At 46.6% G+C, this 12,678-nt stretch carries 16 protein-coding genes; 15 read left to right on the plus strand and 1 reads right to left on the minus strand.

Translation table 11 applies throughout. The features are described from left to right. Positions 1 to 15 precede the first annotated feature (15 nt). From BW944_RS05820 to BW944_RS05860, 9 genes are all read left to right on the plus strand, one after another. A complete protein-coding gene (locus tag BW944_RS05820) occupies positions 16 to 498 on the plus strand; it encodes a flagellar protein FlgN (protein ID WP_076557668.1) in 483 nt (160 codons plus the stop codon). Positions 499 to 515: 17 nt separating this feature from the next. Further along, positions 516 to 2,486: a flagellar hook-associated protein FlgK gene (flgK, locus tag BW944_RS05825; protein ID WP_076557670.1), complete on the plus strand. Its 1,971-nt coding sequence runs from the start codon at positions 516 to 518 to the stop codon at positions 2,484 to 2,486. 9 nt (positions 2,487 to 2,495) lie between these two features. Next, a complete protein-coding gene (gene flgL, locus BW944_RS05830) occupies positions 2,496 to 3,425 on the plus strand; it encodes a flagellar hook-associated protein FlgL (RefSeq protein ID WP_076557672.1) in 930 nt (309 codons plus the stop codon). A gap of 60 nt (positions 3,426 to 3,485) precedes the next feature. Beyond that, a complete protein-coding gene (locus BW944_RS05835; protein ID WP_076557674.1) occupies positions 3,486 to 4,037 on the plus strand; it encodes a DUF6470 family protein in 552 nt (183 codons plus the stop codon). Positions 4,038 to 4,039: 2 nt separating this feature from the next. Then, entirely contained in the window at positions 4,040 to 4,492 is a 453-nt protein-coding gene (fliW, locus tag BW944_RS05840) for a flagellar assembly protein FliW (RefSeq protein WP_076557676.1), read from the plus strand. After that, complete coding sequence (gene csrA / locus BW944_RS05845) at positions 4,476 to 4,700, plus strand: carbon storage regulator CsrA (protein WP_076557678.1); 225 nt, start codon at positions 4,476 to 4,478, stop codon at positions 4,698 to 4,700. Before fliW ends, csrA begins: the two co-directional genes overlap by 17 nt. Next, positions 4,701 to 5,075 carry a DUF8042 domain-containing protein gene (locus tag BW944_RS05850; protein ID WP_076557680.1) on the plus strand — a complete coding sequence of 125 codons (375 nt, stop codon included), beginning with the start codon at positions 4,701 to 4,703 and terminating at the stop codon, positions 5,073 to 5,075. Between the two features lie 163 nt (positions 5,076 to 5,238). After that, positions 5,239 to 6,513, plus strand: a complete 1,275-nt coding sequence (locus tag BW944_RS05855) for a flagellin N-terminal helical domain-containing protein (protein WP_076557682.1) — start codon at positions 5,239 to 5,241, stop codon at positions 6,511 to 6,513. Between the two features lie 340 nt (positions 6,514 to 6,853). After that, complete coding sequence (locus BW944_RS05860; protein ID WP_407690079.1) at positions 6,854 to 6,955, plus strand: flagellin; 102 nt, start codon at positions 6,854 to 6,856, stop codon at positions 6,953 to 6,955. Between the two features lie 387 nt (positions 6,956 to 7,342). On the opposite strand, the gene BW944_RS05865 is transcribed toward BW944_RS05860, so the two are convergent. Continuing rightward, the gene (locus tag BW944_RS05865; RefSeq protein ID WP_234983122.1) at positions 7,343 to 8,224 is read right to left on the minus strand and encodes a DNA endonuclease; all 882 of its coding nucleotides are present in this window, start codon (positions 8,222 to 8,224) and stop codon (positions 7,343 to 7,345) included. 130 nt (positions 8,225 to 8,354) lie between these two features. On the opposite strand from BW944_RS05865, the gene flaG reads away from it, so the two are divergent. The 6 genes from flaG (at position 8,355) to hpf (ending at position 12,653) form a co-directional block, all read left to right on the plus strand. Then, a complete protein-coding gene (gene flaG, locus BW944_RS05870; RefSeq protein WP_234983123.1) occupies positions 8,355 to 8,708 on the plus strand; it encodes a flagellar protein FlaG in 354 nt (117 codons plus the stop codon). Positions 8,709 to 8,720: 12 nt separating this feature from the next. Further along, entirely contained in the window at positions 8,721 to 10,259 is a 1,539-nt protein-coding gene (locus tag BW944_RS05875) for a flagellar hook-associated protein 2 (RefSeq protein WP_076557687.1), read from the plus strand. A gap of 10 nt (positions 10,260 to 10,269) precedes the next feature. Further along, positions 10,270 to 10,659 (plus strand): flagellar export chaperone FliS, encoded by a 390-nt coding sequence (fliS, locus tag BW944_RS05880; protein ID WP_076557689.1) that lies wholly within the window; start codon positions 10,270 to 10,272, stop codon positions 10,657 to 10,659. Then, on the plus strand, positions 10,659 to 11,009 hold the full coding sequence (locus tag BW944_RS05885; protein ID WP_076557691.1) for a flagellar protein FliT: 351 nt from the start codon (positions 10,659 to 10,661) through the stop codon (positions 11,007 to 11,009). Before fliS ends, BW944_RS05885 begins: the two co-directional genes overlap by 1 nt. 157 nt (positions 11,010 to 11,166) lie before the next feature. Continuing rightward, positions 11,167 to 11,946 (plus strand): 3'(2'),5'-bisphosphate nucleotidase CysQ, encoded by a 780-nt coding sequence (gene cysQ / locus BW944_RS05890; protein WP_076557693.1) that lies wholly within the window; start codon positions 11,167 to 11,169, stop codon positions 11,944 to 11,946. Between the two features lie 152 nt (positions 11,947 to 12,098). After that, positions 12,099 to 12,653 carry a ribosome hibernation-promoting factor, HPF/YfiA family gene (hpf, locus tag BW944_RS05895; protein WP_076557695.1) on the plus strand — a complete coding sequence of 185 codons (555 nt, stop codon included), beginning with the start codon at positions 12,099 to 12,101 and terminating at the stop codon, positions 12,651 to 12,653. The last annotated feature ends 25 nt before the right edge of the window (positions 12,654 to 12,678 follow it).

Raw genomic sequence — 12,678 nt, forward strand, 5'->3', positions numbered from 1 at the left:
AGGAGTAACACTTTTATGATCGAATCGATAATATCCGATATGAAGCGGCTCGTGAAGCTGCACAAAAGTCTCTTGCATGCGTCGAAGGAGAAGACGGAAGCGTTGAAGAACAACGACACCGCTAAGCTCCAGCAGCTCGGCCAGGAAGAGAGAAGGCACATCCAGGCGGTCGAAAAAGTCGAAAGAGTGCGTCAGGCGAACGTCACGGCCTGGTACGAGGAGCAGGGCATCACGAATCCTGACCCGACGGTGAGTGACATGCTGGAGCGACTCGAAGGGGAATCGTATGATGCACTCAATGCCGAGTACGAAGCGATGATCCTCGTGCTCGCCGACCTCAAGAACCAGGAGCGGCTCAACGCTGAACTTACGCAGCAGTCGCTGCAGTTCATCAATCTTTCACTTGATCTATTACAGCCCAGTCTGTCGAATATGAATTACGGCGGCGAAGAGGACTCGGATAAACCGAAACGGTCCGTCTTCGACTCGAGAGCGTAAGGAAAAGAGGAATAACTATGGTTTCCACATTTCATGGATTAGAAGTAGCAAAACGCGGATTGTTCACCCAGCAATCCGCGCTTTATACAACCGGGCATAACATCTCCAACGCCAACACCGAAGGCTATACGCGTCAGCGTGTCAATATGGAACAGACCGCGGCCTTCCCTCCTGCGTCCCGGAACCGCCCGGAAATGGCCGGGCAGATCGGGAGCGGCGTTCAGGCAGGAAGCGTCGAGCGTGTGCGCGAGGCGTTCCTTGACGATCAGTTCCGTTCCGAGGCGACGAAGGCGGGGTATTACGATGCGCTTGAAAACGGCCTCGGTAAAATGGAAGAGATCATGAACGAACCGACTGACCAGGGACTTGCGAAAACGATGGACCGTTTCTGGCAGTCTCTCCAGGATCTTGCGGTGAACCCGGAGGACTCCGGGGCGCGCTCGGTCGTGAAAGAACGAGGAAAAGCGGTGGCGGAGACGTTCAACTACCTGTCGGAATCGGTGCAGACGCTGCAGAAGGATGCGCAGCAGGAAGCGAACGTCACCGTACAGGACGCGAATTCGATGCTGAATCAGATCAATCAGCTCAACCAGCAGATCGGCAACATCGAACCGCACGGCCAGTTGCCGAACGACCTGTACGATGAACGCGATCGTCTGCTTGATAACCTGTCGGAAATCGTAAGCATCGATGTGTCATACAAGCAGAGTGCCTCTTCCTCGAAAGAGATTGCGGACGGAATTGCGACGGTACGTCTTGCCGATGAGCAGGGGAATTCGATAGATGGGGTGCCTGCCCTTGTCGACGGCGAGCAGGAATCGGTGAATGAGCTGTCCATCAATTACCAGGACTCAGGCAACCGTATCGCTTTTGATAACCTCCAGCTCAACCAGATATCTGAAGACGGAGAAGTAGTAGGAGAAGCTCATACAATCGACTTCAACGGTTTTCCCACCCCGGGCAAACTGAAAGGACTCGCCGATCTTGCCGGTACAGTCACAGATACACCGAGTGATTCGGCTTATGCGGTTTCTGAAGCTCTTCCAGCAACAGGAGCAGACCTGGATGGCTTAAATATGACACTATCGGGGACGTTCGAGAACGATGAAGGGGAAACTGAAACTGGAGACTCTCTCGTATTTACTCTAGGTGCCGATTCCACTCTTGCTGATATTAAAGACAAGATTAATGGAACCGAAGGCATGGAAGCAGAAATCCTGAACCAGGATGGCCAGCAGCGCTTAGTCGTCCGTTCAGAATCTACCGGACGTGATGCGAAACTTAATGTAGACGGGGACGGAGCGGATTTTCTCGGTATTAAGGGAGTTCATGAGGGAACAAATGAACAAGAGGGAAGCTATGCATCGATGCTCGATGATTTGGATCAACTCGCTTCTTCGTTTGCGAATCAGTTCAATGCTGTTCATAAAAGTGGCACCAGCCTTGATGACATGGATGAAATAGAAAATGGGGATACACCACAGGACATTGGCTTCTTTTCTTACGATTCATCTTACCCAGTTGGAGAGGCTCCAAAGAATGGTAATCCTGAAGATCGAGTGTATCGTGGCATGGCTTCTGAAATTGGCGTAATCGACTCCATCCAGGAAGACGTAGCGAACATCGCCGCCTCAGCAACAGCGTCACAGAGTGCTGGAGACGGAGAGAATGCCCGGGAACTCGCAGGCATTCAAGGAAGGGTGGATGACCTCCTCGGCGAAGGATCAACCGTCAACAGCTTCTATGAAGGCATGATCGGCGGCATGGCCGTCGAGACGCAGGAAGCGAGACGTATGAGCGAGAACACCCAGACGCTTCAGAACTCTGTAGAGAATCAACGCAACTCTGTCAGTCAGGTATCGCTCGACGAAGAAATGACCAACATGATCAAATTCCAGCACGCGTACAACGCGTCTTCGAGGAATATTACGTCAATCGACGAAATGCTCGACCGTGTCATCAATCAGATGGGCCGCGTCGGAAGGTAGGTGAGAGGAATGCGTGTAACACAGGGAATGCTTACGAATAATATGCTCCGGAACATGAGCAAGAGTTACGAAAGTATGGGCAAATATCAGGAACAGTTCTCTACAGGTAAAAAAATCAGCCGTCCCTCCGACGATCCCGTGGTTGCGATGAAAGGGATCGACTATCGTTCGGAGCTTACGAAAGTCGAACAGTTCGAGCGGAACATCGGCGAAGTATACAACTGGATGGATTCGTCTGATGCGGCGCTGGATGAATCGACGAAGGCGCTTCAGCGTGTCCGTGAACTTACAGTTCAGGGTTCATCTGATACGCTGGGAGACCAGGAGCGCGAGAGTATCGCCAAAGAAGTGCGGCAGATCTCTGATCACTTGAAGGATCTTGCGAATACAGAAGTGAACGGGAAATATCTGTTCAACGGGACGGATACGACCAATGCTCCTGCTAGCACGGGGGGGGATGGAGAAGTGACGTTTGACGCTGATGAATCCTCCGTTAATATTGAGATTTCCAAAGGTGTCACTGTAAAATCAAACGTGAATGGTAATAATGTTTTCGGTGATATCGATGTAGAAACTGAAGAAGATGGGACAGTTCAAAAGAATGTGTTCGAAACGCTTGGTGATCTGGCGGACACATTGGAAGGCAAAGAAATTGACCAACCTCGCGAATTGGATTCTTTTCTTAGTGAAGTGGATGGACATGTCAACAAAGTCATCGACGAACGTGCAGATCTCGGTGCACGGATGAACCGTCGTGACATGGTGGAAGACCGTCTTGCGGTCCAGAAAGAAATCACGACGAAAATGATGTCCGATAACGAAGATGCGGAGATGGAAGAAGTCATCACCAACCTGAAGACACAGGAAAGCATCCACCGTGCCGCACTAAGTGCCGGAGCGCGGATTATCCAACCGACACTGATGGACTTTTTGAGATAAGCTATCTGCCTTTGTGACAGGTAGCTTTTTCTTATAACTATGAGAGGAGGTGGAAGAGTCATGGAGATGCCGCGGCTACAAATATCGACGACGGATGCGAGAGTCGGCATTCAGACGAGGAATGCACAGCTCTCCTACAAGCAACAGAATGCGGACGTCTTGATACGTCAGCCGAAAGCGGATGTATCGATCAGACAGCCTGAGGGTGAGCTCAGTATCGACCAAAGCAAAGCCCGCAGCAACCTGCATCTGAACTCTTCCGCCGAACGTTCCCGGATCACAGCGCAAGTGGGGGAACAGAAAGCGACTGAAGGTATAGCCCGTCGTGCGCGTGAAGGCGATGAACTGATGCGCATCGAAAACGGCGGCAACCCGATTGCCAGCCAGGCCGCCAGGAACTACGGGTTCGAGGTTGATTATCAGATGGGTAATACTCCAGTCCATGAGCTGGTAAATATCGATTACACGGCACGGGAAGCGGAAATCGACATACAGAAAAAAGAGCCTCAAATAAATGTGACCCCGCGCTACCCGCAGTACTCGTATCAGCCGGGGAAAGTGAATATCTCGCTTCTTCAGGAACCGAGCATCACTATTGATTGGAAGGTGTAATGATGGAAATAGAAACGGTCTATTTTGGAACGGTAACGATCGAAGAAGAAAAAGTGATCACCTTTAAAGAAGGATTGCCAGGCCTTGAGGATTACAAAAGGTTTGCGTTATTCCCGATTGATGAGGAGGGTGTCTATTTTGCCCTGCAATCGACGGAAGAACAGGGAGTCGCCCTGGTGGTAACGAGTCCTTACATGATTGAAGAGAACTACGAATTTGAAATCAGTGACCATATGCAGGAAGAATTGGAGATTGAAAAGCAGGAAGACGTGATTGTGTACAACGTCGTAACGCTTAAAGATCCTTTTACCACGTCAACGATCAACCTCCAGGCGCCGATTGTGATACATAAAGACAAACGAAAAGCGAGACAGGTCATTTTGAATGACGAAGCGTATGACGTACGCCGTCCGCTATTCCCTGAAGGCGGTGATACCGATGCTCGTACTGAATAGAAAAGTCGGAGAATCAGTAAGGATCGGTAACGATATCGAAGTGAAGATCGTAGCGATTGAAGGCGGCCAGATCAAACTCGGTATTGAAGCGCCCGAGTATGTGGATATTCACCGCCAGGAAGTGTATGAGGAAATACAGAAAGAAAATAAAGGTGCTTCTCGATTGAATGCGAACGTCTTGAACCAATTGAAAGGAAAAGGTGAGTAAATGACAATAACCGAAGAAAATCAGACCTTCCTTGAAAGTTATTCCGCAACCATAGACGCTGTTGGTGAAGGCTTCGAATATTTAGCTGAAAGCATTTCGGAAAATGCTCCTCCGGAAACGGAAAGAGTCTTTCGGGATATTGTCGTTGCAATGGAACAGATCGCCACAGCAAACGAACAATTACAAACTGTTTTGGAGGAAGACATAGAAAATCTTCAGACTGATTTCCGCGATGTGACGGCACTCTTTAGTCGATGGTTTGAAAAACAGATAAACGAAGAAAAGCGAGTGTTAATCCAAACGAAAGTGCTGCCGCATTACGAAGCGTGGAGAAGAGAAATGCAAAAGCAAATTAGACCTTATATCGATAACTAACTGTACATGAAAAAATGTACAGTTTTTTTAATATTATAGTTAACACTTGGAAATAAGGGCCGATATTATGAATGTAAAGGACAAAATCGTTGGCCAACGTTTTGTTTATACTAAAAGGATTCCACAAGGACGTGGAACGAAAATTCAAGGAGGAATTATTAAAATGAGAATTAATCACAACATAGCGGCGCTGAACACGCACCGTCAAATGGGACAGGCGAACCAGGCTCAACAGGAATCAATGGAGAAACTATCTTCCGGTCTTCGTATCAATAGTGCAAAAGATGATGCAGCCGGCCTTGCGATTTCTGAGAAGATGCGCGGTCAGATTCGTGGTTTGGATCAAGCAACGAAAAACGCACAGGATGCAAACTCTTTGATTCAAACTGCTGAGGGAGCTATGAACGAATCTCACAGTATTTTGCAACGTATGCGTGAACTGTCCGTTCAATCTGCCAACGATACAAATACTTCTGAAGATAGAACTGAAATTCAAAAAGAGGTAGAACAACTTAAAAGTGAAATAAATCGTATCTCAACTGATACAGAGTTTAACAAAAAAACATTAATGGATGGGACTTTTGCTAAAGGGGCTGAAATTACTAATAGCGGAGACACAGGTATAACTAGTGCAGAGGTCTTTGATTCAAACTTAAATAATGAAACTTATTCAGTTACAACGACTTCTACTTCTGTAGATGTTGATTCTTCAGCAGTTACGGATGTATCTGGAATAGCTATTAATTCTGGATCCAGTGATGTAGCATTAGGAGATTATACCATGGAAGTTTCTAATTTTGATTCCGGTAATGATACTGCTGATGTAATAATTAAAGATGACGAAGGAAATGAAGTAGGTAATGAAGCTTCATTGGATATTTCAAATTGGGATTCTTCAGCAGTTAGTGTAGGTGATTTCGACATTACGGGTAGTGCAGCTGGCGAAGCCACGGACGGAACCTTCTCTTTTTCTGTGGAAGCAGATGCCACTTTTGAGGTCAAAGCTGAAGATGGCACGTCAGTAGCAACGAAAACGATAACTGATAATACAACTGGAGTCACAAGTGTTGGAGGGCTAGAATTAAACTTTGATGGAGACCTAAAAAATTCTGCTACTGATACTGAAGTTGAAGTTACAGGAAACTCGTTAAGTTTTCATATAGGGGCAAATGAAAACCAGACTACTAATTTATCTCTTAATTCAATGTCATCAGAAGCTTTAGGAGTTCAAGATATTGATTTGACTAGTAGAGAAGGAGCAGAAAGTGCTATTAGTACTATAAACCAAGCCATAGAAGATGTTTCTTCTGAACGCTCAAAGTTGGGGGCGACTCAAAACCGTTTGGATCACACAATCAACAACCTTGGAACATCTTCTGAAAACCTAACGGCAGCGGAATCTCGTATCCGTGACGTAGATTATGCTTTCGCCGCTTAAGCGGAAGCACAGTCGTCCTGACTGGTAACGGTCAGTGATTACAATCGGGTGAATTGCTGGAAACCCCTGAAGCTTTTCTTGCCACAGCGGAGTCGGAAACGACAGACGTAACGGTCAAAAAAAGAAGAGATTGGGCAATCAGCAGCCAAGCTCCTGTTCCGAAAGGATGGAGAAGGTTCAACGACTAGGATAGACCACCGTGCGAGGTGATGAAATCCGTAGGTGAGATAAGCATTGGTTCAGTGCTATTGATCCGAAGTGCCCGACCCCTTTTCTAAAAAAGGGTGAAGATATAGTCTAGGCATTTGTGAAAGCAGATGGCCGCACGATGGCGGCAGAAATGATGAACCAAACGAAGTCTTCTATTTTGTCTCAGGCATCTCAATCGATGCTAGCTCAATCCAATCAGCGGCCGCAGGGAGTACTGCAGCTACTACAATAAGATTGGACAGGGCGTCTGAACCGGTAACGGCTCAGAGGACCACTGGGTGAATTGCTGGAAGTTCCTGAAGCTCTTTTCTCCACAACGTAACCGGAAACGGTAAGCGTGACGGGCGAAAAAGAAAAGAGATTGGATGATCAGCAGCCAAGCTCCTGTTCCGAAAGGATGGAGAAGGTTCAACGACTAGGATAGACCACCGCGTGAGGTGATGAAATCCGTAGGGCGGTAACAACCGTTCGAAGTGCCCAGCCCCTCAAAATGCGAGGGTGAAGATATAGTCTATTCTATGCTCGAAAGACATAGCGGCGAAGCAAGCCAACCAAAGACCACAAGGAGTTCTTCAACTTCTACAATAATTTTTTCAAAGGATCCCATTTACGGGGTCCTTTATTTTTGTATTGTTGAATTTGAATTGTTTTTCTCATTATCGTTGATTTCGTTTATATGTTTCCATTTATATACCACTGACCAATATGATCGATTAAGAATCTTAGCAATTTCGTTAATTGTTTTTCCTTCTTGTTTTAAAAGAATCAGTTTCTTAACTTCCTCGGTTGTATAATCTCTATGTCGTTCCGAGTCACTCGAAATAATTGTGTAGCTGGGTTCACTTTCAGCAAAAACCCCTTTCTCCCTCTTAAAGCGGTAGGACCAATTGGTTTTATAGTACATAGAAGGACAAGTAAGTGTAACTTCTTGAATTACCTTGAGAAAAGCCAGTGTTGCTTTTACTGTTGTCGTTTTTAAAATATAATTCAGTCCATCCTTTCTTTTGGAAAATGATAACTCAATTCCGAACGTATGAAAGCAATGTTTTCGTAAAGCGTCTAGATCCTCATAACTGTAGCATTGGAGATAAAGACTGATTGAGGGGCTGAGATAAATTCTCCTGTTTCTCTCATTTTTTCTTTTTGTTATGCACAGAGAACCATCATCCATATATAAAACTGCTAGAAAGTGAGGAAGTGTGCAACTTGTCAGCATGGACAGTGGAATATATTTTTGACCATTCTTATCATAAAATTGTGGAAACCATTCTGTGAAAAGAGGGTCTGATTTAGAACGGACGGTATTGCTTTTCTCAGTAAGGTATAAAAATTTATCGAAATAACTGACTTTCCATTCTCTGTACGCTTTTTGTTCTACTCCGTAATGTTCCCGGTAACTATTATTCTTTCTTCTGCTTCCAGGATAAAGTTTCGTTATCTCCCCGTCTCCCATAATACTTGCAATCAGCATATTTCTTTGGATCTCTGTTAGCACCTGCATGTAACCTCTCCTTTTTAAGAACATACGTTCTTATTACCCCTATTCTAAAAATATACTCTACTTGAGTGTTTAAATTCTCCTTAAAAAACCGATATAATAAAAAAGCGAATACACTGAGGAGTTGTTGACGGTGAAGATTGAACAGATGCTTACCCAATCACAACTTCTGCAAAGCCAAAAACAAACAGATACCAACACAAAAGCTGTGCAGAAGAAACCGGAAGATGAGGCCCGGACGATTGAAATCGGAAAGGAGAATTCTCCGGAAAATATCAGGAATGCGGTAGAGGGGATGAATGAATTTTTGGAACCCGTACGCACATCTCTGAAATTCGAAATGCACGAAAAACTGGAAGAGTACTATGTTAAAGTAGTAGATGCAGATACAGATGAAGTGATCAAAGAAATACCTCCTGAGAAAATGCTCGATATGTACGCCATGATGGCGGAGCAGCTTGGATTTCTGGTCGATCATAAAATATAAGAAGGTGATTTCATGAGTGATATGAGAATCGGCGGTCTCGCCTCAGGGATGGACATTGACAAAATTGTCAGTGACCTGATGCGGGTGGAGAAGAAGCCGCTTGAAAAAATGGAGCAGGACCGCGAATGGAAGACGTATCAGCGCGATGCGTATCGCGAGGTTAATACGAAATTCTCCGAGCTTGAAAATATGATGCTAGATATGAATCTTGAGCGTACATACACCTCGAAGGATACCTCTTCGACGAACCCTGGTGCCGTTACAGCGACGGGCACGCCTACGGCTGGTGAGGGGAATTATAATATCGAGGTGGAGCAGCTTGCAGAGATCGGGTACGTTACATCCACAGATTCCGAGGGAAATGCTGTTCCCATTACTAATCAAGATGGTACGGCCAACATCGATGCTTCGGATAAACTCAGTGACGCGTTCGGCGGTACGCTTAATGAAGGGACCTTTTCCCTGACTACCTATGGGGAAGACGGAGCAGCGACAATGAAAGAATTTACCGTCAATGCGGATGATTCACTGAACGATGTTTTAGGCGACATCAATGATTCTGACCTCGGTATCCGTGCCTTTTATGATCAGAACTCAGGTCAGGTGATGATGGAACGCACCGAAACTGGTAACTTCAACGCAGCTGGTTCAGAAATCGAATTTGGCGGCACGAATAAAGCATTTTTGACGGATAATCTAAAGTTGACGGAAAATGCTGCTACCCTAGATGGTCAGGATGCAATTTTCAATTACAACGGTGCAATGAAAATTACATCGCACGCCAACGAATACGAACTGAACGGCCTCAACTTCCAGTTCCACAGTACAAACGTAGATAATCCGGCACGAGTAAACGTGACCAATAACCCGGACGAAGCGTTCGACAAAGTGATGGAATTCGTCGATAAATACAACGGAATCATCGACCACCTTAACGAAAAGACCCAGGAGAAGCGATACCGTGATTATCCTCCGCTGACCGAAGAGCAAAGAGGTGACATGGAAGAAAACGAAATAGAGATGTGGGAAGAAAAGGCGAAAAGTGGACTTCTCCGCAGTGATAACGTTCTTAATAATGCCATGTCGACGATGAGACAGAACTGGTACGAGACCATCGATAACGGCGGCAAGTACTCGCAAGCCTCTGAAATCGGAATTTCCACGACCGCAAACTATCTCGACGGCGGAAAGCTTGAAGTGGATGAGGATAAACTGCGCGAAGCATTGAGGGAAGACCCTCTCGCCGTGAAGCAATTATTGTCCGGGTCCAGTGAGAACGGACAAGAGGGCATCGTCCGGAAGCTGGATGAGACGATTTCGAGAGCGACTTCACAGATAGAAACCAAAGCCGGGAAGCCTACCAGTCTTAGCAACAATTTCACGCTCGGACGTCAGATAGAGAACATCAATGGTGAAATGGAAGACTTCCAGAGACGGCTGACGGAAATCGAAGACCGCTACTGGAGCGAGTTCGGAGCAATGGAAAAAGCGATAAGTAAAATGAACCAGCAATCTGCGTTCCTGCAGCAGAACTTTGCTGGCGGCATGTAAGGAGGATATTATGTCTATTAAAACGTATCAGAACAATTCCGTAGAAACCGCTTCTCCGGGCGAACTGACGCTCATGCTTTACAATGGTTGCATCAAGTTCATCAAAGCTGCGAGAAAAGCGGTCGAACATAAAGAAATCGAAGCGAAGAATACGAATATCCAGAAAGCTCAAGCCATCATCCGTGAACTGATGGTGACGGTGAATCCGGATTATGAAGTGTCGAATCAATTGCTTCCCTTGTACGACTACATGAATCGTCGTCTTATGGAAGCGAATATCCAGAACGATGACGAGATTCTCGAAGAAGTGCAGGGGCTCGCGACAGAGTTCCGGGACACGTGGAAGGAAGTTGTGAAGGAATCCCGTAAAGTGCAGCATGCCGTCGGTGGTGAAGCGTAATGACTTGGCAGCGTCTGCTCCAGGTCAACCGGGATCTGGAGAGTGAGATCAATCAGAAAGTGACGACACAGAACCGCAGCGCCATTATGGAAAACGTAGAGAGTCTGGTGGAGGAGCGCGGGGAGCTCCTGAGGGAATTGAAATCACCGGAGACGGAGGAGGAGATGGCGATTCTGACGGAAGTCCGTTCCAAGGACGGGTCGATGCAGCGTCGCCTGGAGTTCCTTTTCAATGAACTGAAAGCCGAAATGCGCAACAATAAAAAGCAGCGCAAAGGGAAGCAGAGCTATACGAACCCTTATGCGAACGTCGCTACGATGGACGGCACCTATGTTGACTCGAAAAAGTGAGTCCGGCGTAGGTGTTTTTCTTTGTGCCGGGACCGAATATAGGGATGAAGGTGAGGACACTTGCGGCCGCTCTACTTCTGTCGCTAAACAGGCGTTTCCGCTGATATGATTTAGGGTACATCCCCTTGTAGCACAGTAAATTGGAGGTTTTGGAACTATGCAGGAAGTTATTAAGGCTGCCTTACGGGCAGGACAGGAAATCATGAATGTTTATGAGACGGATTTTGATGTAGAAGAAAAAGAAGACCATTCACCGATCACGAAAGCGGATGAGAAAGCGCATGATATCATCGTGAAGCATCTCGAAGACTATGATGAATCTATCCCGATCCTCAGTGAAGAAGGCTCGGACATTTCTTATGAAGAGCGCCAGGATTGGGACGAGTACTGGCTCGTCGATCCGCTCGACGGAACGAAGGAGTTCGTAAAGCGTAACGGCGAATTCACCGTGAACATCGCGCTCATCCGGGACGGCAAGCCGGTATTCGGTGTTGTCTACGCACCGGCGCTCCAGGACCTGTATGTCGCGGACGCTGCCAAAGGCGCCTATAAATTCACATCCGTACTCGACAGTTATCAGGACGGGCTGGAGGCTCTGCGTCTCCCTGCCATCGAATCGAACGGTGAGGCAGCGACGGTCATCGTGAGCCGCTCCCATCAGTCCGAAGAGGAAGATGCGTTCGTGAAAGAACTGGAAGAGAACTATCCTTCCGTGCAGACACTCACGTCTGGAAGCTCTCTGAAGCTTTGCCTGATTGCAGAAGGCGTAGCTGACTTCTATCCACGCTTCAAGCCGACGATGGAATGGGATACGGCTGCCGGCCAGGCGATTGTGGAGATTGCAGGCGGCGCCGTTCATGTGGCGAATACTGATAAAGACCTCACGTACAACAGAGAAGACCTGCAGAACCCTTCATTCGTCGCTACCCGCAAGTGATGAATGTATATGTAAAAAGCAGGGAAACCTTGTCGCAGCAACGGTTTCCCTGCTTTTTTAAATTTTTTCTGAAAATTCCCTGTAGTTTATGCAGAAATTCCGGAGGGTATGGTAGAATGTAAGGTATAAGGATGAAAGGAGGACACTTCTATATGTTCCAATTTAATATTCGTGGTGAAAACTTGGAAGTGACAGATTCAATCAAAAATTATGTGGAGAAAAAGGTGACGAAGCTAGAGCGTTACTTTGACACACCTCCGTCTTCTGAGGTCCACGTGAACCTGAGTGTCTACAACAGTGAGCAGACGATTGAGGTTACCATCCCTATGAAGAACCTTCTGCTTCGTGCAGAAGAGCATAACACAGATCTCTACGCTGCGGTTGATCTGGTTGTAGATAAATTAGAACGACAAATCCGTAAACATAAAACAAAAGTTAACCGCAAGGCCCGTCAAGAGGGTGCTCCTAAATACGTTTTCGCTGAAATGGAAGAAAAACAAGCGCAGGAACGTCTCCAGGAAGACGATGAAGATGTGAACATCGTCCGTACGAAGAGATTCGATCTGAAACCGATGGCTTCCGAGGAAGCGGCGCTTCAGATGGACATGCTGGGACACAATTTCTACGTATTCACGAATGCGGAAACGGATGAAACCAATATCGTATACAAACGTCGCGACGGTCGCTATGGCCTGATCGAGACGTAAATAGAAACCGAAAGGCCTTGATTCC

Source organism: Salimicrobium flavidum, assembly GCF_900156645.1.
GTDB lineage: Bacteria > Bacillota > Bacilli > Bacillales > Halobacillaceae > Salimicrobium > Salimicrobium flavidum.

What these genes read in the sequence shown, in the direction of transcription:
- cysQ (WP_076557693.1), top strand. Translation starts at nt 11,167, where the DNA reads ATGCAGGAAGTTATTAAGGCTGCCTTACGGGCAGGACAGGAAATCATG.
- BW944_RS05855 (WP_076557682.1), top strand. Translation starts at nt 5,239, where the DNA reads ATGAGAATTAATCACAACATAGCGGCGCTGAACACGCACCGTCAAATG.
- fliW (WP_076557676.1), top strand. Translation starts at nt 4,040, where the DNA reads ATGGAAATAGAAACGGTCTATTTTGGAACGGTAACGATCGAAGAAGAA.
- flgL (WP_076557672.1), top strand. Translation starts at nt 2,496, where the DNA reads ATGCGTGTAACACAGGGAATGCTTACGAATAATATGCTCCGGAACATG.
- BW944_RS05875 (WP_076557687.1), top strand. Translation starts at nt 8,721, where the DNA reads ATGAGTGATATGAGAATCGGCGGTCTCGCCTCAGGGATGGACATTGAC.
- hpf (WP_076557695.1), top strand. Translation starts at nt 12,099, where the DNA reads ATGTTCCAATTTAATATTCGTGGTGAAAACTTGGAAGTGACAGATTCA.
- BW944_RS05820 (WP_076557668.1), top strand. Translation starts at nt 16, where the DNA reads ATGATCGAATCGATAATATCCGATATGAAGCGGCTCGTGAAGCTGCAC.
- BW944_RS05835 (WP_076557674.1), top strand. Translation starts at nt 3,486, where the DNA reads ATGGAGATGCCGCGGCTACAAATATCGACGACGGATGCGAGAGTCGGC.
- BW944_RS05885 (WP_076557691.1), top strand. Translation starts at nt 10,659, where the DNA reads ATGACTTGGCAGCGTCTGCTCCAGGTCAACCGGGATCTGGAGAGTGAG.
- fliS (WP_076557689.1), top strand. Translation starts at nt 10,270, where the DNA reads ATGTCTATTAAAACGTATCAGAACAATTCCGTAGAAACCGCTTCTCCG.
- BW944_RS05860 (WP_407690079.1), top strand. Translation starts at nt 6,854, where the DNA reads ATGATGAACCAAACGAAGTCTTCTATTTTGTCTCAGGCATCTCAATCG.
- csrA (WP_076557678.1), top strand. Translation starts at nt 4,476, where the DNA reads ATGCTCGTACTGAATAGAAAAGTCGGAGAATCAGTAAGGATCGGTAAC.
- BW944_RS05850 (WP_076557680.1), top strand. Translation starts at nt 4,701, where the DNA reads ATGACAATAACCGAAGAAAATCAGACCTTCCTTGAAAGTTATTCCGCA.
- BW944_RS05865 (WP_234983122.1), bottom strand. Translation starts at nt 8,224, where the DNA reads ATGCAGGTGCTAACAGAGATCCAAAGAAATATGCTGATTGCAAGTATT.
- flgK (WP_076557670.1), top strand. Translation starts at nt 516, where the DNA reads ATGGTTTCCACATTTCATGGATTAGAAGTAGCAAAACGCGGATTGTTC.